This is a genomic window from Lysinibacillus sp. RS11 (assembly GCF_042019215.1).
Lineage (GTDB): Bacteria > Bacillota > Bacilli > Bacillales_A > Planococcaceae > Lysinibacillus > Lysinibacillus xylanilyticus_A.
On the sequence record NZ_CP168124.1, the window covers coordinates 1,602,965 to 1,624,724 of the forward strand.

General features: G+C 38.4%; 20 protein-coding genes and 1 other RNA gene. 20 read left to right on the top strand and 1 reads right to left on the bottom strand.

The features are described 5' to 3' along the window. Positions 1-144 precede the first annotated feature (144 nt). The 19 genes from AB9L17_RS07910 (at position 145) to AB9L17_RS08000 (ending at position 20,855) form a co-directional block, all read left to right on the top strand. A complete protein-coding gene (locus AB9L17_RS07910; RefSeq protein ID WP_068982759.1) occupies positions 145-498 on the top strand; it encodes a YppE family protein in 354 nt (117 codons plus the stop codon). 4 nt (positions 499-502) lie between these two features. After that, positions 503-2,779, top strand: a complete 2,277-nt coding sequence (locus AB9L17_RS07915; protein WP_375200352.1) for a DEAD/DEAH box helicase — start codon at positions 503-505, stop codon at positions 2,777-2,779. A gap of 5 nt (positions 2,780-2,784) precedes the next feature. Further along, complete coding sequence (locus AB9L17_RS07920; RefSeq protein WP_068982757.1) at positions 2,785-4,041, top strand: ribonuclease H-like domain-containing protein; 1,257 nt, start codon at positions 2,785-2,787, stop codon at positions 4,039-4,041. A gap of 121 nt (positions 4,042-4,162) precedes the next feature. Further along, on the top strand, positions 4,163-4,459 hold the full coding sequence (gene gpsB / locus AB9L17_RS07925; RefSeq protein ID WP_068982756.1) for a cell division regulator GpsB: 297 nt from the start codon (positions 4,163-4,165) through the stop codon (positions 4,457-4,459). A 60-nt stretch (positions 4,460-4,519) separates the two neighbouring features. Continuing rightward, positions 4,520-4,900, top strand: an RNA gene (rnpB, locus tag AB9L17_RS07930) — RNase P RNA component class B. A gap of 294 nt (positions 4,901-5,194) precedes the next feature. Further along, entirely contained in the window at positions 5,195-6,940 is a 1,746-nt protein-coding gene (locus tag AB9L17_RS07935; RefSeq protein WP_375200353.1) for a sensor domain-containing protein, read from the top strand. Positions 6,941-6,943: 3 nt separating this feature from the next. Continuing rightward, positions 6,944-8,080, top strand: a complete 1,137-nt coding sequence (locus AB9L17_RS07940; protein WP_068982754.1) for a THUMP domain-containing class I SAM-dependent RNA methyltransferase — start codon at positions 6,944-6,946, stop codon at positions 8,078-8,080. A gap of 85 nt (positions 8,081-8,165) precedes the next feature. Next, positions 8,166-10,073: an ATP-dependent DNA helicase gene (locus AB9L17_RS07945; RefSeq protein ID WP_068982753.1), complete on the top strand. Its 1,908-nt coding sequence runs from the start codon at positions 8,166-8,168 to the stop codon at positions 10,071-10,073. A gap of 252 nt (positions 10,074-10,325) precedes the next feature. After that, positions 10,326-11,756, top strand: a complete 1,431-nt coding sequence (locus tag AB9L17_RS07950; protein ID WP_223554560.1) for a histidine kinase N-terminal domain-containing protein — start codon at positions 10,326-10,328, stop codon at positions 11,754-11,756. Next, entirely contained in the window at positions 11,749-12,327 is a 579-nt protein-coding gene (locus AB9L17_RS07955) for an ANTAR domain-containing response regulator (RefSeq protein WP_068982751.1), read from the top strand. Before AB9L17_RS07950 ends, AB9L17_RS07955 begins: the two co-directional genes overlap by 8 nt. A gap of 83 nt (positions 12,328-12,410) precedes the next feature. Further along, positions 12,411-13,655 carry an ethanolamine utilization protein EutH gene (gene eutH, locus AB9L17_RS07960; RefSeq protein ID WP_068982750.1) on the top strand — a complete coding sequence of 415 codons (1,245 nt, stop codon included), beginning with the start codon at positions 12,411-12,413 and terminating at the stop codon, positions 13,653-13,655. 29 nt (positions 13,656-13,684) lie between these two features. After that, positions 13,685-14,026 carry an ethanolamine utilization microcompartment protein EutS gene (eutS, locus tag AB9L17_RS07965; RefSeq protein ID WP_053593758.1) on the top strand — a complete coding sequence of 114 codons (342 nt, stop codon included), beginning with the start codon at positions 13,685-13,687 and terminating at the stop codon, positions 14,024-14,026. 10 nt (positions 14,027-14,036) lie between these two features. Then, complete coding sequence (locus AB9L17_RS07970) at positions 14,037-14,534, top strand: EutP/PduV family microcompartment system protein (RefSeq protein WP_083226864.1); 498 nt, start codon at positions 14,037-14,039, stop codon at positions 14,532-14,534. Between the two features lie 20 nt (positions 14,535-14,554). After that, the gene (locus tag AB9L17_RS07975) at positions 14,555-15,979 is read left to right on the top strand and encodes an ethanolamine ammonia-lyase reactivating factor EutA (RefSeq protein WP_375200354.1); all 1,425 of its coding nucleotides are present in this window, start codon (positions 14,555-14,557) and stop codon (positions 15,977-15,979) included. A 5-nt stretch (positions 15,980-15,984) separates the two neighbouring features. Next, the gene (locus AB9L17_RS07980; RefSeq protein WP_068982747.1) at positions 15,985-17,355 is read left to right on the top strand and encodes an ethanolamine ammonia-lyase subunit EutB; all 1,371 of its coding nucleotides are present in this window, start codon (positions 15,985-15,987) and stop codon (positions 17,353-17,355) included. A gap of 9 nt (positions 17,356-17,364) precedes the next feature. After that, positions 17,365-18,396, top strand: coding sequence for an ethanolamine ammonia-lyase subunit EutC (gene eutC / locus AB9L17_RS07985; protein WP_068982746.1), 1,032 nt, complete (start codon positions 17,365-17,367; stop codon positions 18,394-18,396). Between the two features lie 11 nt (positions 18,397-18,407). After that, positions 18,408-19,058, top strand: coding sequence for an ethanolamine utilization microcompartment protein EutL (gene eutL, locus AB9L17_RS07990; protein ID WP_068982745.1), 651 nt, complete (start codon positions 18,408-18,410; stop codon positions 19,056-19,058). A 14-nt stretch (positions 19,059-19,072) separates the two neighbouring features. After that, the gene (locus tag AB9L17_RS07995) at positions 19,073-20,560 is read left to right on the top strand and encodes an aldehyde dehydrogenase family protein (RefSeq protein ID WP_375200355.1); all 1,488 of its coding nucleotides are present in this window, start codon (positions 19,073-19,075) and stop codon (positions 20,558-20,560) included. Positions 20,561-20,576: 16 nt separating this feature from the next. Next, positions 20,577-20,855 (top strand): BMC domain-containing protein, encoded by a 279-nt coding sequence (locus AB9L17_RS08000; RefSeq protein ID WP_004269321.1) that lies wholly within the window; start codon positions 20,577-20,579, stop codon positions 20,853-20,855. On the opposite strand, the gene AB9L17_RS08005 is transcribed toward AB9L17_RS08000, so the two are convergent. After that, positions 20,852-21,133 carry a hypothetical protein gene (locus tag AB9L17_RS08005; RefSeq protein ID WP_375200356.1) on the bottom strand — a complete coding sequence of 94 codons (282 nt, stop codon included), beginning with the start codon at positions 21,131-21,133 and terminating at the stop codon, positions 20,852-20,854. The two genes, AB9L17_RS08000 and AB9L17_RS08005, sit on opposite strands and share 4 nt — an antisense overlap. A gap of 34 nt (positions 21,134-21,167) precedes the next feature. Here AB9L17_RS08005 and pduL point away from each other — a divergent pair, with 34 nt between their 5' ends. Further along, the gene (pduL, locus tag AB9L17_RS08010; RefSeq protein ID WP_068982743.1) at positions 21,168-21,758 is read left to right on the top strand and encodes a phosphate propanoyltransferase; all 591 of its coding nucleotides are present in this window, start codon (positions 21,168-21,170) and stop codon (positions 21,756-21,758) included. Positions 21,759-21,760 lie beyond the last annotated feature (2 nt).

Genomic DNA, 21,760 nt, shown 5'->3' on the forward strand with positions numbered 1-21,760 from the left:
TTCGGAAAATCATCCTAAAATGATACTATGCGTTTATGTTCATGTAGATGAATTTTCAATTTTAAGGATAAAGCAACTGTTAAAATTCGAACTTCTTTTTAGAGGTAAACGAAAATGTTGTAATTGATGAGATGAGGTGCAAAATTGTTATTAATACAGCAAACTTCCATATTAATAGATGAATGTGAAAAATGTGTTTCACGCTTCTGGCAAATGCGTGAGGAGGATCGTACTCCAGACTTTTTTACTGAGGTTAAGCCACACGCTGATGTTATTCACCAGCTTTTAAAGGAATGGCAGCAGGAGGCGAATAGTTGGATTCAAAAAAACCGTCCAAAATATATGCATACACAACAAATTGCTTCAGCGGTGGAATCGATGGAGCAATTTGTTGTGCAATCTTTTTATAAAGACACAAGTAAAAAACGTTTTTTAGATGCGATTCATTCAACCTCTTATACGTTGAAGATTTTTGATGGGTTAGTGAAGGAGGTATAAATGGATGTTATCTAAAAAAAGGACGATTAGCGAATTGTTAAATGAGTGGAGATACGATGAGGAATTCAAGGAACGTATTTTACATTGGCAAACGCTTGAGGGGCGTGAAGCTAAATATGCATCTTTCCCGGAAAATTTGCATCCTTCACTTGTAAAGGCACTTCAAGCAAGAGGGATAGAACAATTGTATACGCATCAACGTCAGGCATTTGATTATGCAATGGAGGGTGTTTCCTTTACTGCCGTCACACCAACGGCATCTGGGAAATCGTATTGCTATCATTTACCGGTACTTCAAAAAATAGTAGAAGATAAAAATGCACGGGCTATTTATTTGTTTCCAACGAAAGCTTTAGCGCAGGATCAAAAAAATGATTTAAATGAACTAATCGAACAAAGTGGTGAGGAAATTTTAAGCTATACCTATGATGGGGATACTGCGCCTGGTATTCGTCAGAAGGTTCGTAAGGCAGGACATATTGTCATGACAAACCCTGATATGCTTCATTCAGGGATTTTGCCTCATCATACGAAATGGGTATCACTATTCGAAAATTTGCAGTATATCGTCATTGATGAGTTGCATACATATAAAGGTGTGTTTGGTTCACATGTTGCGCATGTTATTCGAAGGTTAAAGCGTATTTGTGAATTTTATGGCAGCAAGCCGGTTTTTATTTGTACGTCAGCAACTATTAAAAATCCGAAAGAATTAGCTGAAGCTTTAACAAATGAAAGTCATGCTCTAATCGCTGATTCCGGAGCGCCAGTTGGGAAAAAGACATTTCTTTTTTATAACCCACCCATCGTGCATAAAACATTTGGCGTGCGTCGAAGTGCTGTTCTGGAGGTAAGTGATCTCGCTAAAAGATTATATACAGCAGGTATTCAAACCATTATTTTTGCTAAAAGTCGTGTACGTGTAGAAATGATTGTGACGTATTTAAAGGAACTTACACGCAATAAGCTTTTAGATGAATCGGTGCGCGGTTATCGAGGTGGTTATTTGCCTTCTGAGCGACGTGTCATTGAACGAGGGCTTCGTGACGGTACTATTCAAACGGTAGTTAGTACAAATGCGCTTGAATTGGGCGTGGATATTGGTCAATTACAAGCATGTATCATGACAGGTTACCCAGGAAATATTGCAAGTGCCTGGCAACAAGCAGGTCGCGCTGGGCGTCGTCAGGACGAGGCGTTAATTATTTATGTAGCGCAATCAGCAGCGCTTGATCAGTACGTAGTAAACCATCCGCTCTTTTTACTTGGCAGTGCACCTGAGGAAGCCCGTATTTATCCTGAAAATATGTTGATTTTAATGGATCATTTGAAATGTGCAGCGTTTGAGCTACCATTTTCCGCACATGATACGTATGGTGAATATGAGATTCAGGAACTACTCGAATATTTAGCGGAGGAAGGCGTAGTTTTTAAAACAAGTGAGAAGTGGCATTGGATGAGTGACCGTTTTCCAGCACATGATATTAGTCTTCGTTCGGCTTCACAAGAAAATGTTGTTATAATTGATATGACTGTCCCTGGACAAACAAAGGTTATTGGTGAAATGGATCGCCATAGTGCGATGACATTATTACATGAAGAGGCAATTTATTTACATCAGGGCACGCAATTTCAAGTAGAAAAGCTTGATTGGGAAGAGAAGAAAGCGTATGTACGAGAAGTAGATGTCGATTACTATACGGACGCAAATCTAGCAGTTGAGATGAAAGTATTAGAGGAAGACCGGAGTCGAGATTATAAGGGTGGTATGATTAGCTTCGGTGATGTGGGTTTAGTCGCACAAGCTACGTTATTTAAAAAAATACGCTTCGGGACGCATGATAATATCGGTTCGGGTCCTATTTATCTACCGCCTGACGAAATGCATACAAGTTCATCGTGGTTATCATTCTCTGCACCGGAAAAATGGTCGGAGGCAGAGCTTACGGACGCGATGACTGGAGCTGCATATGCGATGAATGCGTTCATTCCTTTATTTATTCAATGTGATAGTAGCGATGTAGCAGTTGTCCCGCAGGTAAAGGCAACTCATAATGAGCAACCGACGTTTTTTGTTTATGATAAGTATCCCGGCGGTATTGGGCTAAGTGAAAAAGTTTATGAATTATGGGATGAGCTATTATCGAGGACACAGCACCATGTAGCGAGCTGTGCTTGTGAGTCCGGCTGTCCATCTTGTATTGGGGCTCAAGATAGTTTACAGCAGGCGAAGAAAAAGGTACTACAAGTATTAGCAATTTTACAGGCAGAAAATGAGTGAAGTAAATGTCTTACGAAAATAAAATTTTACAAATGAAAAAAATGCTCGGTAAAAAAACGACAACTACTATAAAAAAAGAGGATAAACCAGCTTATCAAAAGCCTGCTGCTCCAAGTTATACGGAGCGGTGGGAAAAAGCCGGACTGACAGTTGTGGAAAATGAATTCGGTATTTTCTTTAAACGACAGGTGCATTATCCATTTAGTTATCAGCATGGTCATTATAAGTTGCAGTCATTTTTTGATGCATTAGAAAAATGGCAAGAGGCAAAGTTTGAACATCCATATGCGCTGGGAATGAATGAGAAGGTTTTATTTTTTGATACGGAAACAACTGGTTTAAAGGGTGTGGGCACGCAAATTTTTCTTCTAGGTTTTCTAGAAGTATCAGAGGAAGAAGAAAGTTTTATTTTAACGCAATATATTCTTGCTGATCCTGCTCATGAGGCAGCGTTACTTTTTGCATCTATGCTTTGGCAAAAAACAGCAACGATTATTACCTACAATGGAAAAAGCTTTGACTGGCCGCAACTTGAAACACGTTGGACACTCCACCAAAAAGAATTACCTAAATTACGAACACAGAGACATATCGATTTGTTGCATAGTTCAAAGCGTTTATGGAAAAATGATATGGAACGAATGAAATTAAAATCTGTGGAAGAAGAGAAGCTAGGCTTTTCCCGCATTGGAGATATTCCTGGCTATCTTGCGCCTATTATTTATTTAGATGCCATTAAAAGTGGTGTTCCAGATGCACTTATAAAAGTTCTTCTTCACAATGAATGGGATTTACTTTCATTGATAACGCTTTATATACATTCGACGAAGTTGCTGTTTGAAGAGACAAGTGAAGAATCTGCAAAAACGTTCACGAATATCGGTAAATGGTATGCTGATTTAAAGGAAAGTCCTCAGAGCGTAAAGGTATTAGAAAAGGTCACGAAGCAATTTGACGCACTTGAAGCAGGGAATGCTCAATATTATTTAGCCATACAACATAAAAAAAATAAAAAATTTAGTGAAGCAATCGATGCTTTTGTGGCTTCTCTACATTTTGTTGATCCGCGAAAAAAATTACACGTATTAGAACAGCTAGCCATGATATATGAGCATCAAATAAAAGATTATGAGCAGGCCCTTTATTATACGCAAGAAGGCATACAATTAATTAAAAAAAATGAGCAATGGAGAATGGAACAAAAGCAGAAATGGGAAATTTCGTGGGAAAAGAGGTTGCACAGATTAGGAAATAAGAAATAATTTCCCGGGTAAGTACAAGAAACGACAAGTTTAGCCTTACATTTGATAGTTTCAAACGATATAATGTGATGAAGTATGCTATAATAAAATCGTGTATGTAGTGTGAGGAAGGGCGATGTAAATGGACATTAAATTAACGTCAAAAATGATCCTTGAAAAGGAATTTAAGAAAAACTTTAAAGGCTACAATGTAGAGGACGTCGATTCATTTCTTGATGAAATTATTCAAGACTATGAAACGTTCGAAAAAGTAGTGGCCCAACTACGTGAAGAAAATAAACAGTTAAAAGAAGAAGTTGATAATACACCTAAGAGACAACCTGTTGCAGCTGCAACATCTGGTACGACAAACTTTGATATTTTAAAACGTCTTTCAAATTTAGAAAAACACGTATTTGGTAGTAAGTTATACGAATAATTTTCATCAATTATATTGTATTTATCATAAAACTCTAGTATAATACTTCGTATCATCATGAAATTCGAGTAATCGCTGCGGCGCTTGACGTCGTAGAGGAAAGTCCATGCTCGCACGGTTCTGAGATGACCGTAGTGTTCGTGCTTACTGAAAAAATAAGGTAAGGCAGCTGTAATGGCTGACGGCGGAAGGAAAACCTAAGTCTTAATGATATGGTTGAAACTTCCTGAAAGTGCCACAGTGACGTAGCTTGCTTGGAAACATGCAAGGTGGAACGAGGTAAACCCCACGAGTGAGAAACCCAAATTATGGTAGGGGCACTCTCTAGAAGGAATTGAACGGATAGAGGGACAGAGTTCGCTCTGTAGATAGATGATTACTACCCGGTCGTACGAGGCGCAAGCTGATTGAGTACTCGGGAACAAAACATGGCTTATGGAATTTTTTGATGCTTATCTACGAAATAACAAGCGCTCTCCAATTTGGTGGAGAGCTTTTCTTTTGAATTCAATAGGAAAAAGTTACTTGTTAATCATGTTTAGACATGCGCGATATACGTTTGAGAATAAGGCAGTATACTGTTGGTCATGCCTCTATCACTACAATTTTATACATAAACATCTAAAAAACAGATATCGCAACGATGTACATATTTGTCTACTTATGAGTAGACTGGCGCAAATGCGCTTTTCTAAAAAATAAGGGTAGTAAAGAGAGATAGGATGGAGCGGAAACATGAACGGATTGAACGATTGGAATGGTCTCGATAAGTTAGATTCTATTTCCAAGTATCCTATTGCCTTAATGACGAAAATTTTCGAAAATGTATCTGAAGGCATCATGATTACGGATAAAAATAAAAAAATAGAAATGGTCAATCCTGCATTTGAATTTGTAACTGGTTATAAGCGTGATGAAGTGATGGGCAAATCGCCAGCGGTTCTACAGTCAGGTGTACATGAATTACAATTTTATTTAGATATGTGGCAAAAGATACGACAAGAAGGCATTTGGCAGGGGGAAATATGGAATCGTCGTAAAACCGGAGACGTATATCCTGAATGGTTAACAATTGTCGGTGTAGCCAATGATGAGGGAGAGATTACAAATTACTGTGGAATTTTCACAGATTTGTCTGAAAGAAAAATAGTAGAAAATGAACTAGAAAAGAGTTTGTTAACTGACTCATTAACCGATGTATCAAATCGATTTGCTTATATTGAAAGAATGGATAATCTATTAGAATCGAGTTCTACTATTTCTCATTCAGTACAGCATGCCGTTTATTTTTTAGATTTAGATCGATTTAAACAAATTAATGATACGTTAGGACATGCAGTTGGAGATACTATTCTAGTAGAAGTGGCAAAGCGCTTAAAAACATTGTTGAAAAATAAAGATATTATTGCAAGGAATGGCGGAGATGAGTTTATTATTACGTTAACAAACGTGAAAAATGACAAAGAAGCCGCAAACTTTGCTGAACTAATTATTGGGACTATTGAACAGCCTTTAGATATTAATGGTCAGGATATTTTTATTTCTACGAGTGTTGGTGTCAGCATGTATCCAGCAGATGGAGAATCAACGGAGCAATTGATTCATTGTGCTGACAAGGCAATGACTTATTCCAAAAAGAACGACCTTAACGGCTATGCGTTTTATTTTGATGAATTGAAAACTGACTCTCAACGAGTTTTATTATTAGATTCAGAACTACGGAGAGCAATAGAAAATCGGGAATTTGAGCTGCATTTCCAACCTAAAATCTCTGCGGAAAATGAAGAGATTCAAGGCGTAGAGGCACTTGTTCGTTGGAATAGTGAAAGGCTAGGATTTGTTTCTCCAGTAGAATTTATCCCATATGCTGAGGAAACAGGATTAATTATTCCATTAAGCGAAGTGATTATAGAAAAAGCTTGTGAGGCAGTTATTGAGATGCGTCAATGTGGTTACAAAATTCCAGTTGCCATTAATATTTCAAGCATTCATTTTAAGCAACAAAACTTTTTAGAATCTATTCAATCGATATTAGAGCGCTATAACACACCTGCGAACAATTTTGAAATAGAAGTTACAGAACGTACTGTGATGAACAGTGCAAATGAAACGGTTAGCAAGCTCGTGCGACTGAAAAAGATGGGCTTCAAAATTTCTATTGACGATTTTGGGACAGGCTATTCGTCGCTTAGTTATTTAGTTCGCTTCCCACTGGATTGTTTAAAAATCGATCGAAGCTTTATTCAGCACATTGGCTCACTCGATGAAAAACAGGCAGTAGTGGATGCAATTATCCAAATGTCTCATCGTTTAAAAATGAAAGTTGTTGCTGAAGGTGTAGAACATGCACAACAAGTGGATATACTACGTAAAATGAATTGTGATATAATCCAAGGTTATTATTACAGCAAACCATTACCGCTTCACGAACTCATTGAGTTTATGGAGTATTGGAAAATTGAGCATCAAGGAAGGAATTAGAGTATGGCAAACTATAAATTAGTAGCAACTGCTGCAATGGGTTTAGAGTCGATTGTGGCACAAGAGGTAAAAGCACTCGGCTATGAAACAACAGTCGATAATGGCAAAGTGTATTTTGAAGGTGATGAAACGGCCATTGCACGAACAAACTTATGGTTGCGTGTAGCAGATCGTGTAAAAATTGTTGTAGGACAGTTTCCTGCCAAATCTTTTGAACAGTTGTTTGAAAGTGTAAAAGCTCTACCTTGGGAAAAATACTTACCAGTTGATGCAGCTTTTCCGGTATCAGGGAAGTCTGTCAAATCTAAATTATTTAGTGTACCAGATTGCCAGGCGATTACTAAAAAAGCAATTGTAGAGCGCATGAAACAGCATTATAAACGTTTAGGATTTTTGGATGAATCCGGTGCAACCTACAAGATTGAAGTTTCAATTTTAAAAGATGTGGCTACACTTACCATTGATACATCAGGTGCAGGCTTGCATAAACGTGGTTATCGTCAAGCACAAGGTGAAGCACCATTAAAAGAAACATTAGCTGCGGCACTTGTACAAATTTCAAAGTGGAATCCGAATCGACCGTTCGTTGACCCATTCTGTGGTTCGGGCACAATTGCTTTAGAAGCAGCGATGTTTGGACAAAATATTGCACCAGGCTATAACCGTGAATTTATTTCAGAAGATTGGCCATGGATGAAGGCAAAAATTTGGGATGCCGTACGAGATGAAGCAGATAGCTTAGCGAACTACGATCAACCTCTGGAAATTTTCGGGTCTGATATTGACCATCGAATGGTAAGTATTGCCCAAGAAAATGCAATAGAAGCTGGGTTTGGTGAGATAATTACGTTCAAGCAAATGCAAGCACGTGATTTCACGACACAGCTTACAGATGGTGTCATGGTCGGCAATCCACCATATGGTGAACGTATTGGCGATGTTGAAGTCGTAGAACAAGTGATTCGTGATTTAGGTACAGTCATGAAAAACTATCCGACTTGGTCTGTGTACATGCTGTCCTCGATGAAAAACTTTGAGGAATTGTATGGTCGTCAAACGACGAAGAAACGTAAATTATTTAATGGTTTTATTGAAACGAATTATTACCAATTCTGGGGACAAAAGTCTAAAAGAGATTAACGAAGGATAACGGAAGATAAGATTTTTTCTTATCTTCCGTTTCGTCGCGTATAATAGGACCAGATAGTTAGAGGGGGAACGTCAATTGCGTAAATCTTTACCATTTGTATTATCAAAGGATCGCTCATTTTTTGAGTCATTAGGTGACTGGATGGGGGACGTCCTTTACGATGAATTACCTGAAAAGGGCTTTGAATGTCGAGACGAGCAAATTTTTATGGCATATCAAATAGAGCAGGCCCTTAAAGAGAAAAACGTGCTTTTTGCAGAGGCAGGGGTAGGGACTGGGAAAACAATTGCTTACTTACTACCAGCTGTATCCTATGCACGCTATACTGGTAAACCGGCCCTTATTGCATGTGCTGATGAAACTTTAATCGATCAGCTAGTAAAAGAGGGCGGCGATATTTATAAATTACAGAAAACATTAGGTCTTGAAATTGATGTCCGCTTAGCAAAGTCAAGAGATCAGTATCTGTGCTTAAAGCGCTTTGAGGAAGCCGAGAAAGTAGAAACTGATGAATGGATCGATGATATTGCGTTTTCTATACCTGATGGCGTATATGCACAAGGTTCAATGATTGCGATACAACCTTATGGTGAACGCAGCAATTATCCAACTGTCAGTGATGAAGATTGGCAAAAAGTAAACTATAACTCGATTATGCAGTGTTCAGTATGTGATCTACGTAATCGATGTGGGCAAACGCTACACCGTGCGCATTATCGTAAATCGACAGACTTAATCATTTGTTCGCAAGACTTTTTAATGGAGCATTTAGCCACAAAGGAGTCTCGTGAGCGTGAAGGGCAATTAGCTCTATTGCCTGAAGTATCAATGATGGTGCTAGATGAAGGGCATTTATTAGAATATGCTGCACAAAAAGCAATGACGTATAAAGTACAGGCGACAACAATTGTTAGACTTTTAGAACGTTTAATGGTAGATGGGGTACGAGAACGTACACTATATGCGATGGAAAAATTACAAGATGATCATGAGCTATTTTTTGACCAGCTGCGAGATGATTTAGTCGTTTCTAAAGAAGAACGTAAACGTATTAATAAATCGCAGGCGCTGTTAAAATACGGTAAGCAGCTTGTTGATGATGTGGAAACATTACTTGAAGAGTTGGTTTTTGAATCTGAAATGTATATGATTCCAGAGTATGAATTGAATATGGCGGAAGAGTATTTAGAACAATACGAAGCATCTTTACGTATTTTCATAGCACAAGGCGATGCTGTGGATTGGTTAGAGGAAACGGATGGGGAAGAAACGCTTGTCATTATGCCTCGTCTCATCACAGAAGTTTTAGCAGAAAAATTATTCTCTAAAAAGCTTCCGATTGTATTTTCTTCAGCAACTTTATCCGTTAATAAAGATTTTTCATACATTGCCTATAGTTTAGGAATTCGTAATTATCAATCGTTTTCTGTTCCATCGCCATTCGATTATGAAGAAGTTATGCGAATTTATTTACATGAGCTATCTCAAAAGGACAAAACTTCGCGTGTTCAACAGCTATTACGTGATGGTGAAAAAACGTTAATTTTATTTAAATCAAAACAAGCAATGTTAGATTTCAAAGCGGAGTTACCTCTTATGGAGCGAATGTATGTAGCATTTGAGGGGGACCGTGAACTATCAGGAATCGTTCGTGATTTCCAAGAAGGCACAGTCAAAACGTTATGTTCCTATCATTTATGGGAAGGTCTTGATTTGCCTGAGGAGGCATTAACACGTGTTATTATATACGACTTACCTTTCCCACCACATGATCCATTATTTGATGCGAAACGTACGTTTGCAGAAAATCCATATGAAGAAGTAGAATTACCATTTATGCAGCTTCGTTTGCAGCAAGGGATGGGGCGATTAATTCGTACTTCAAACGACCATGGAGATATTCATATCTTGTTAAATGAAGAAGAAGCAAAACAACGTGAAACATTTGAAAATATATTAGCTGTCACACCGGAAATTAAGTAATAAAAAGCGAGTTTGCATTCATTGCAAACTCGCTTTTTGATTATATTAAAATAATAATTTTGTCGAATGATGTAGATGAGCTTGAAAAAAGTGTTGAATATTTCTCTTTTAAGCTATATAGTTCTTTGTAATGCAACGGAAATTATTAAAATAAATTATTTTTTATATTGAAAATGATTTTACAAAAGGTTTATAATGATGACAAGAAATTTTAAGAATAATTCGATTCTGATTATTCAGTGATAGGGGGGTTTGAACCTGTCGAACATTCAATCATTGTGTAGAAAATTTACGAACTTATCTACAACAGATATAGAAAAGTTAATAGAAATAGAAGCTACACTAACATATTATGCTGAGTTGACAGATTGTTATATGTTCATAGATTGTATGATGGAAAACTTACCGCATGCAATTGTTGTGGCAGAGGCATTCCCAAAAAAAGAAAAGAGCTTATACGAAAAATCCGTAATTGGCAAATTTGTATTTGAAAGCTTTGAACCAGCAGTATTTGCTTCTTTTAAACATAAAGAAAAATCGTCAATTACTAGAGCAATCACACAGGAAGGAATAACTGTTGAACAAAACGTTATCCCTCTCTTTAATGATCAACAACAGGTCATTGCAGTGTTAATACAGGAAAAAAAGGTAGAGATGCAAACAACACCTAAAGATGATTTTCGGAATATGCCATTTGCGTTAATTGAGCATAGCGTAGAGCACAATTATCAACCGATTCCAGTCGTTTCTGATTTGTTAGAAGAATCAATTATTCTCACAAATCATGAAAACAAAGTCATCTATAGCAATCCTGCAGGTTACCGATTTATTTCAGAGCTATCGGGGCTAGAACGTTTTGACAACGTTGCATTGAATAAGATTTTACCTTTTTTACAGGAAGTCTATGATAAAGGCGATGATGTCTTTTTCTTAGAAATTACGATTGATCGTAAATCCTTTATTGTAAAGAAAATTCCTATTCGCAGTCAAAATGATAAAGTGACACTTCTCATGATTCATGATCTTACAGAGCTTAAGCTAAAAGAAAATGAACTAATGATGAAAACTTTTGCAATAAGAGAAATTCACCATCGTGTGAAGAATAATTTACAGACAGTTACAAGCTTATTACGTTTGCAAATGCGAAATGATTTGTCAGCTTCGAATGCCAGTGCTTTTCAAGAAGCTTTAAATCGAATATATAGTATTTCATCTGTCTATGAACTTATTTTAGAAAATGAGGATAACGCTGAAGAGAAAGTAGACGTTATCGCGTTGTCTAAAAAGATTGGACATAAAATGGTTGGGACATCCAACACACCGTCTATTCAATTAACCTTTCATCACGATAATGTACAACTATTTTGTCATGCTAAAAAAGCTGTGTCGCTCGCGTTAATCATTTGTGAGCTACTGCAAAATGCATTGAAATATGCTTTTACTGGTCGTGAGGAGGGAACAATCGATATACAATTTCAGCAGGATGCTTCCACTATTTCACTTCATATTTCTGACAACGGCGTTGGAATGCAAGAGGTAAAGGCATCATTTGGAATGGAGATTATTACAAGGCTTGTTGAATATGATTTAGCTGGCACATTTACAATTATCCCTAGTGAAAAAGGTACACATACTCAAATTCAGTTTCCTGTAAGTGAGGAGGTATTTATCCTAAATGACTAGGAAAGTTATGATTGTCGAAGATGAGTCACTAATTGCGATGGATTTGAAGTTAATGCTAGAAGATAACGGCTACGAAGTGGTAGCACAAGCGAATAATGGAGAATCAGCAATTGAATTGGCTTTTACACATAAGCCTCAGTTAATCTTAATGGATATTAAAATGCCAAAGCTGGATGGTTTAAAGGCAAGTAAAATTATCGAACAACAGGTCGGTATACCGGTACTATTTATTTCAGCTTATAGTGAAAAAGAATTGTTACTATACATGAAGCAGGACAATATTTTAGGCTATGTTATGAAACCGTTTTCTGAGAAAAATGTCCTTCCAGCGTTGGAAGTAGCTTTTCATCAAATTGATAAGTTCAACCGTCTTAACGGGGATTTGCTGCATAAACAAACAGAATTAGAAAAGCGAAAAATAATCGAACGCGCAAAAGGTTTGCTGATGCAGTCAGAAAATCTTAGTGAGGACGAGGCTTATAAAAAAATTCGAAGTGAGAGTATGCAGACTCAACAGGAAATGGTGCTTATTGCAAGGCGCATTATCAATACTTTACAAGTAAATAGTTGAAGCAAAGACGCTTTAAAGAGATTTTCTCTTTAATGCGTCTTTTTTCATATAGAAAGATAAAAAATAAAGGGGTGGTGAGTAGGATGGCAATGATAGGAACGGTAATCGTTTATATTATTATGATATGTGCAGTTTTAGGGGCAATCGGAGCAATTCGGGATGCTGAGTATGGTATCGGTAAAGAGTTTATGAATGGTATTCATACGGTTGGACATATTTTTGTACCTGCTGCAGGGATCATGGCAGCTATACCTTACTTAACGTGGTTTATAAGTCATTTTATTAGTCCAATTTTTGAGTTGATTGGTGCTGATCCTGCCATTGCGGCAACGACAATTTTAGCTTCGGACATGGGAGGATATCAATTAGCAAATGCATTAAAAGAGTCCTATGAAGGATGGGTCATGGCTCTAGTTGTCGGATTTATGTCCGGTGCAACAATCGTCTTCTCTATTCCAATGGGTCTTGCCATGTTAGATAAGCGTGATCATAAATATATGGCTTTAGGTATTATGGCGGGTGTTTTAACAATTCCGATTGGCGCATTTATTTCTTCCATCATGATTGTGACGTTTAATACAGAGGTTCGTGAAGTGATTAGTACAACAGCGGAACCAACATATGTTTTTGCCATTTCAGTTTTACAAATACTAATTAATTTATTGCCTTTATTTATTTTCGTCGTGTTAATTGCGTTAGGTCTCAAGCTAATTCCAAATGGCATGATCAAAGGCTTCATGATTTTTGGACGTGTGATGGATGCTGCTATCAAGCTTGTGCTAGTGTTCTCGATTGTAGAAATTTTCACAGGTATTTTTACAAAGGTCTTTGGTGCATGGGGCTTTGATCCAATCATGGCAGATAAAGTCGATCAATTCCGTGCATTAGAAACGGCTGGATATATCGGTATTATGCTAGCGGGTGCATTCCCAATGGTGTATTTGATCAGAAAATATGCATCGAAACCTCTAGAAGCACTAGGTAAAAAATTAGGCTTATCGTCAGTAGGAAGCGCAGGTCTTTTAGCGACAATTGCTAATATTTTGGCCATGTTTACACTCGTTCGACATATGCCACCGAAAGATAAAGTTATTAACATTGCCTTTGGTGTTTGTTCAGCATTCCTTCTAGGAGATCATTTATCCTTTACAGCGAATTTCCAGCCGACCATTATTTTACCTGTTATTGCTGGTAAGTTTTTAGCGGGTGTGATCGCTATTATTTTAGCCTATAAGTTATCTGTTCCAACAGCTTTAAGGCTAGAACAAGAGGATCGCGAGGCAGGCATTATTAAAGAAGGTGAATATCTAACAGATCAAAAGTCTTAAGTAAATAAACCTAAAAGAGGTGATGACGTGTGAGTGAAGAGAAGAAACGGTTTATTCAGGAGTTTGTGCCCGGTAAGCAACTAACATTGAGCCATCTAATAGCTAATCCTGACCCTGATATGTTTCAAAAGCTAGGCATTCAAGAAGCGGGTGCACTTGGCATCATGACATGTACACCGAGTGAAACAGTTATTATCGCAGGTGATTTAGCAACAAAGGCAGCCAATGTAAGACTAGGATTTTTAGATCGCTTTACTGGCAGTCTCGTTATTGTTGGCAGTGTGTCAGAGGTTGAAATGGCGATGTTAGAAATTAATCGTTTTTTATCAGAGATGCTAGGCTATACGCCATCAAAAATAACTAAGTCATAGGATGTGCCGTATGAAAAATCGAGTAATGATCATAGGTGGTGTGCAAGCAGGGAAGTCGACACTGATGAATGCGTTATTGGGGAAAGATGGACAAGCCAATAAAACACAGGCACTCGTTTATGATGACTGGATTGTCGATACACCTGGAGAATATATAGAAAATCCGATGTATTACAGAAACATTATGGCAACATCGCTTGAAGTGACACATGTGATTTACTTGCAGGATGCCACGTCACCAAAGAGTGTTTTTCCACCGCAATTTAGCTTAGGAATTCCGAAAATTCAAATTGGTGTCATTACAAAAATTGATGCACCTCTTGCAGATGTAGAAAGAGCAACAGCGTTATTACAAAATGTCATGACACATGGTCCTATTGTGAAAACCTCTTCGTGGCAAAAGCTAGGTATTGAGTTTATTGCACCACTTATTCAGCTCAAGTCTGACGAAGAAATTCGTCAATTTGTGAAGGATCGTGATAGTCCTTATCTCATGTATAGCCATTAGTGGCGAGAGGGAGGAGTAAATTGAAGACAGAAAAAATTTATAGTGCAGGCATTGATATTGGTACAAGTACAACAAAAATGGTTGTCAGTAGTTTTCTGTTGAAAAATGTTGCTGGTGTAACACATGTGCCGCGGATAGAAATTATTGAAAAAACGGTACTACATCAAAGTCCTATTATTAAAACACCGTTTATCAATAAAGAAATAATCGATATGGAAAAAATTGAACAATTTATTTTTCAGCAATACCAATTGGCCCAAATTGCACCAGCAGACATATCAACGGGTGCCATTATTATTACAGGCGAATCTGCAACAAAGGAAAATGCCAGCGAGGTTGTTCATGCGATTGCAGATACAGCCGGACACTTTTTAGTGGCCACTGCTGGTCCCGATTTGGAAGGCATCATTGCCGCAAAGGGTGCAGGTACCGTACAACAGTCTAAAAATACTGCCAAAGTAATTGCCAATATCGATATCGGCGGTGGAACAGCAAATATTGCGGTCATGCAGTTCGGAGAAGTAATTGGTACGTGTACATTGCATGTCGGTGGAAGACTAATAGAATTTCAGAACGGAATTGTCCATTCGATTTCACCACCGGTTATGAAACTTATGGAAAAATGGTCAAATCCATTAAAAGTTGGTGATTCAGCAGAGGATGCTCGTGTCACACAACTTATCCAAGAAATGGTGGCGACATTAGCGATGACGCTAAGTGGACAATTAACAGATGAAGAGCATCCGTTATTGTTAGGGCATTTGCCAACTTGGGATAAACCAGTTGAAGCAGTCGTCTTTTCTGGTGGAGTAGCAGCCTGTATTTATGAAAATGATTGCACAAAACGCCAGTATGATGATATCGGCGAAAGATTAGCAAAAAGTCTTTTACAGCACGAGCAATTGCAATCCTTTTTATGGCTAAAGCCAGAGGAAACAGCACGGGCAACAGTGACGGGTGCAGGTACCCAAATAACTGAAATTAGTGGTGCAACAATCCAGGTTGATGCGGATGTATTGCCTTTAAAAAATGTGCCTGTTTTCAATTGCTATATGGACACGGACAAAAATAAGTTCGACTATACGATAAAGACAGCTGTAGAACGAGCCGATGCTTTATTTTCTACACAAGAGAATCGCTCTCCATTTGCACTCTATTTTAGTCAGTTACCTTATTTAAGTTTTCAAGATGTCCACGCAATAAGTAAAGCCATTTTGCAGCACTTAGCAACGAGAAGCTCCAAGGAAATACCAATTATCATAGTCATTCAATCAGATTATGCAAAGATTATTGGGCAAACGATTCAAGCACTGAATCCAACAGTTCACATTATTTGCATTGATCAAATCAAAGTTGAAACGGGTGATTATATTGACATTGGGGAAGTACTACCATCTGGTGTAGTCCCGGTCGTTGTAAAAACACTTGCTTTCCACTCAAAGTAAGGAGGATGAATGTGAAATTATCGGTGATATTTGGTGGAGAAAAATATAATTTTAATTCATTAAAAGATGTAATGGCCAAAGCCAATGAAGAAAAATCAGGTGATCAGCTAGCTGGCATTGCAGCTGAATCTGTACAGCAGCGAATTGCAGCAAAGGCTGTTTTAAGCGAGCTGTTAGTAAAAGATATAAGAGAAAATCCATTAGTTCCTCAAGAGAATGATGAAGTGTCACGCATTATTGAAGGTGATATTAATGAGCAAATTTATGGAGAAATTAAAAACTGGAGTATCGAGCAGCTAAGAGAATATATTTTATCCAATGAAACAGGCGACCGGGAATTAAAACGATTAAGCAAGGGCATGAATTCAGAAATTATTGCGGCCGTTACAAAGCTTATGTCCAACTTAGATCTTGTCCATGCTGCCAATAAAGTAGAAATACTGTCGACTTGCAATATTACGATTGGACAAAAAGGCACACTTTCCTCGAGATTGCAGCCAAATCATCCAACAGACAATATTGACGGTATTATTGCTTCGTTAAAAGAAGGATTGTCTTATGGTATTGGTGATGCGGTTATTGGTATTAATCCAGTAGATGATTCTGTTGAAAGTGTGAAAAAAGTATTGCATGCGACAAAGGACTTTATCAATGATTGGTCGATTCCTACACAAAACTGTGTATTAGCACACATTACAACACAAATGAAAGCCATTAAACAAGGTGCACCAGCCGATATGATTTTCCAAAGTATTGCTGGAACGGAAATTGCTAATCGCTCGTTCGGTATTTCTGCTGACCTAATAAAAGAAGCAGAGGAGCTTGTGAAAAAGCATGGAACAGGAACTGGCCCGAACTTATTCTACTTTGAAACAGGACAAGGTTCGGAGCTATCTGCTGAGGCACATATGGGCATTGACCAAGTAACGCTCGAATCGCGCAATTACGGATTTGCTAGACATTTTAATCCGTATATTGTGAATACCGTTGTTGGCTTTATTGGACCTGAGTATTTATACAATAACAAGCAGGTTATACGTGCGGGCCTTGAAGATCACTTTATGGGTAAAATGCACGGTCTCCCAATGGGCGTGGATATTTGTTACACGAACCATATTAAGGCAGACCAAAATGATATTGAAGATTTAAGTGTTTTACTAACAGCAGCAGGTGTAAACTTTATTATCGCTGCAGCTATGGGCGACGATGTTATGTTGAACTATCAGTCAATGAGCTTCCATGATGTCGCAACATTACTTCAAACGTTTGGTAAAAAACCAGCTCCTGAATATCTAGCATGGTTAGAAAAAATGGGCATTTATGAAAATGGTCGTCTATCTGCAAGAGCTGGCGATTTATCTATATTTGAAAGGTAGGTGAATCCATTGAATGAACAACTAGTTTCGATGATTACACAGTTAGTTATGGAAAAGATGGGCAATAATGCGTCAGACAAATCTTATCATGATACAGCTGTGCCAACAGAAAACCAAAAGGAAACACTTATTAAGTTTCACAATACGGTAGCTAATGCTAATTATGCTGATGAAGTAGTAAGCCCGAGCACAATTGAACAATCAAATGAACCATTAATTAAACTTTATCATAGTGAATCAAGTAATCATGAACAATCATATTACAGCGCAAGTAATGATGAATCGACTTATACTTCAGTACCTATCACAGAATTTAAATTTGAAGAGGATGAAGTGTCTGAAAGTGTCCAAGCTGCTAAAAAACATACACCAGCAAGAATAGGTGTTGGGAGAGCTGGGACAAGACCAAAAACAAAAACTTGGCTGAAATTCCGACTCGATCACGCAGCGGCAGTTGATGCAGTATATGGAGAAGTGACAGAAGAGCTATTACAAAAGCTTAACGTCTTTCAAGTAACAACTAAAGTGACAGATAAGGAAGAATACATTACTAGACCGGATTTAGGTCGCCGTTTATCAGATGAATCGAAGGCACTTCTTCAATCAAAATGCCAAAAAAATCCTAAAGTACAAATCATTATTTCTAATGGATTAAGCGCTAGTGCGATTGAAGAGAATGTGCAAGATGTTTATTTAGCGTTACAGCAAAGTCTGAGTAATTTAAAGATTGAAATCGGAACTACCTTCTATATTGATAAAGGGCGTGTAGCACTAATGGATGAAATAGGCGAGCTTTTACAAGCAGAGGTCATCGTGTATTTAATCGGTGAGCGTCCTGGACTTGTATCAGCTGAGTCAATGAGTGCCTATATATGCTATCAACCTAGAATTGGCACAGTAGAAGCTGATCGAATGGTCGTTTCGAACATCCATAAAGGTGGTATCCCGCCATTAGAGGCAGGTGCTTATTTAGGAACAGTCGTTCAAAAAATATTGCATTACAAGGCAAGTGGAGTAGGTCTTGTGGCAAAAGAAGGTTAGGGGGCCAAACAATGAATCCTCAAAAAATTATGGCTGAAATTTTGGCAATGCAAATCATTCCAAGAGTAAATAGTGAATTAGCAGAGCAATTAGATTTAAAGCCATATCACAATAGCATTGGACTCGTAACTCTCACAATAGATGATGTTGGATATGTAGCATTAGATGAAGCGACGAAAAAAGCAGATGTTGATGTTGTTTACGCAAAAAGCTTTTATGCTGGAGCGGCACATGCATCTGGGCCATTATCTGGTGAGGTCATTGGCATCATTGCTGGTAGCTCGCCTGATGAAATACGTAGTGGTTTAGATGCGATTCAGCAGAAAATTCAGTTTGATGCGTATTTTGAAGCTATTCTTCAAAATGAAAACCACGCTCTCTTTGCACATACTGTAGCAAGCTGTGGTACGTATCTGGCAGAGTTGGCGAATGTTAAGGCTGGAACTGCTCTTGCCTATTTAATAGCACCACCACTTGAGGCTGTTGTTGGATTAGATGCTGCATTAAAGTCGGCAGATGTAGAGCTAAAGGTTTTCTTTGGTCCACCATCTGAAACCAATTACGGTGGCGGTTTATTAAGTGGTAGCCAATCTTCCTGCCAAGCTGCAGCAGATGCTTTTAGAGAAGCTATTGAGAATTTAGCGAGAAACCCAGTTGTATAGAAAGGAGGGGCTTTATGGCCACATTAGATAAAGATTTATTAGCAATTCAAGAAATGAGAGACGCCGTGAGACGTGCCAATCTTGCACAGGCTGCTTACATGCAGTATTCACAGCAGCAAGTAGATAGTATCGTCAAAGCTGTTGCTGATGCCGCATTTAAAGAAGCAGAACGTTTGGCAAATATGGCCGTTCAGGAAACAGGGATGGGTATACCTAATCATAAAAAAATGAAAAATGAGGTTGCCTCTCGAGATGTCTACGAAGATATAAAAGATTTAAAGACAGTTGGTGTTGTAGGTTTCGATCGCATGAAAAAAGTTACAGAGATCGCTAGTCCGTTTGGCGTGGTCGCGGGCATTGTCCCAACGACAAATCCAACATCAACAGCAATCTTTAAAACACTTATTTCATTGAAAACTAGAAATGCTCTAGTATTAAGCCCACATCCTTATGCGGTCGACTGTACAAAGGAAGCTTTAGAGATTTGTAGAGTTGCTGCAGAAAAAGCAGGAGCACCAGAAGGATTGCTACACTGTTTAACGATGTCTTCTATGGAGGCTACACAGCAACTAATGAAGCACCCAGATATTCATTTGATTTTAGCGACTGGTGGCGGTGCGCTAGTGAAAGCAGCCTATAGTTCAGGTAAACCTGCTTACGGCGTAGGACCAGGAAATGTTCCGGCTTACATTGAAAAATCAGCTAATATTTCTAAGGCTGTTCGTCAGCTTGTACAAAGTAAATCTTTTGATAATGGCACAATTTGTGCAACGGAACAATCCATTATTGTAGATAAAGTCATTGCAGAGCAAGTGTTAACAGAGATAAAGAAAAACGGTGCTTATCTTTTGAGTGATGAAGAGAAGGTGAAGATGGAGAAGCTAATTTCTCCTATCCCAGGAAAAGTAAATCCTCAAATTGTAGGGAAATCAGCTGCATGCTTAGCGGATTCTGTAGGTATTACCGTGCCAGAAGATACGAAAGTACTCGTTGGGATGGAAACAATGATTGGCAAAAACATTCCATTTTCACTTGAAAAATTGTCACCGATATTTGCATTATACACAGTCGAGGACAGCACAGAGGCAAAACAAGTGATGATTGATTTACTAAACATTGGTGGGCGCGGTCATACATGCTCGATTCATACAGAAAATGCGGCTTTAGCTGAGCAGTTTTCAGTTGAATTGCCAGTGTCCAGAATTGTGATCAACACATTATCTTCTATTGGAGCTGTTGGTGGAACTACTGGATTAGCACCTTCCTTCACATTAGGATGCGGCACGTTTGGTGGTAATATTACGTCCGATAACATTACAGCGAGACATTTATTAAATATTAAACGTATGGCTTATGGCATTAAAGATGTAGAGGTGCCAAAACCAGAATTCTTAACAAATCCAGTTGTAGAAAGTATCAAGGAACAAGATGCATCTATTGATACAGCGATGGTGCAGCAAATTGTAGATCAAGTATTAAAACAAATAACATTAAATAAATAATTTGGAGGAATGACAAATGAGTACAGCATTAGGAATGGTAGAAACAAAAGGACTTGTAGGAGCAATTGAAGCAGCAGATGCAATGGTGAAAGCTGCTAGCGTTAATTTAGTAGGAAAAGTACATGTTGGTGGCGGTATTGTTACTGTATTAGTTCGTGGTGATGTAGGCGCAGTAAAAGCAGCTACTGATGCAGGAGCTGCAGCGGCACAACGTGTAGGAGAACTTTTATCAGTACATGTAATCCCACGTCCACACCATGAATTAGAAATGATTTTACCAAAAGCAGAAGCTTAAATTTTAAAGACAGAAGAGCTAAAGCGACGGATAGAAACCCTGGAGCGACGGATAGAGAAGTCGAAGTGACGGAATGAAGCCAGAGCGACGGAAAGAAGGTCCGGAACGACGGAAAGAAAAGTCGAAGCGACGGAAAGAAAAGCCGAAGCGACGGAATGAAGCTCCGAACCGACGGAAAGAAAAGTCGAACCAACGGATAGAATCATCAAAGCAACGGAAAGAACATCATAAACGGAAGGGCAGGATGCATCACATTGTGCCTCATCCTGCCCATTCATTTTCAACAGTAATGAAGATATAGAGGTGGCTAACGTGAAAACAGCGACAAAATCATTTCCTGTGGCCATTTCAGCTCGGCATATACATGTAAGTGAAGAGGATTTACAAGCACTTTTTGGTCCAAATGCAGCGCTAACAAAGGACTTTGAACTTTCGCAGCCAGGCCAGTTTGCAGCAAAAGAGCGTGTCTCCATTGAGGGACCAAAAGGTGTCCTTCACAATGTACGTGTATTAGGTCCTGTAAGAGCGGCAACACAGGTGGAAATCAGTCGAACAGATGCAATGAAATTAGGATTAACCCCTCCTTTAAGGCAATCGGGTGATATCGAAAGTTCAGCTGGCATCAAATTAATCAATCAAGAAAAAGAAATAATGATCGAGCAGGGTGTCATTATTGCACAGGCACATATTCATATGACGGAAGAAGATGCGTTGGCATTGGACGTACAAAATAATGAACTAGTATGTGTTGAAGTGGATAGTGAGCGACCGGTGACATTTCGTGGGGTCGTAGTTCGTGTGTCGAACGATTTTAGTTTAGAGATGCATATCGATACAGATGAAGCGAACGCGGGCTTTATTGAACAGCAAGCGCAAGGAAGAATTGTTAGATCATTAACGTAAGG